This window comes from Achromobacter sp. GbtcB20 (genome assembly GCF_019091095.1).
Taxonomy (GTDB): Bacteria; Pseudomonadota; Gammaproteobacteria; order Burkholderiales; family Burkholderiaceae_B; genus Achromobacter; species Achromobacter mucicolens.
On the sequence record NZ_JAGXJZ010000888.1, the window covers coordinates 1 to 237 of the forward strand.

Here is a 237-nt window from a genome sequence, read left to right on the forward strand (position 1 = left end):
CGGCTGGGAAAGGCACTGCGCGAGGTCTCGGAAGACCATGAGGCTGCGATGCAGCAGGGCATCCCGTACCGCAGGATCGCCCTGACCGGCTTTTTCATCGCGACCACACTCGCGGCGCCCGCTGCAGTACTGCTATCGCCCGTGACCGTGTCCAGCCCGATCATCGGCAGCGACTACCTCATTCGGGGTTTCATCGCGATCGGCATCGGCGCTCTGGTCGGCATACCCCGCGCAATC

The 237-nt window shown here is 65.0% G+C and carries 1 pseudogene; it reads left to right on the plus strand.

Annotated features, from left to right (window positions below):
• Window positions 1-3: 3 nt before the first annotated feature.
• A pseudogene (locus KVT32_RS31525) lies at window positions 4-237 on the plus strand (branched-chain amino acid ABC transporter permease); the annotation flags it as partial.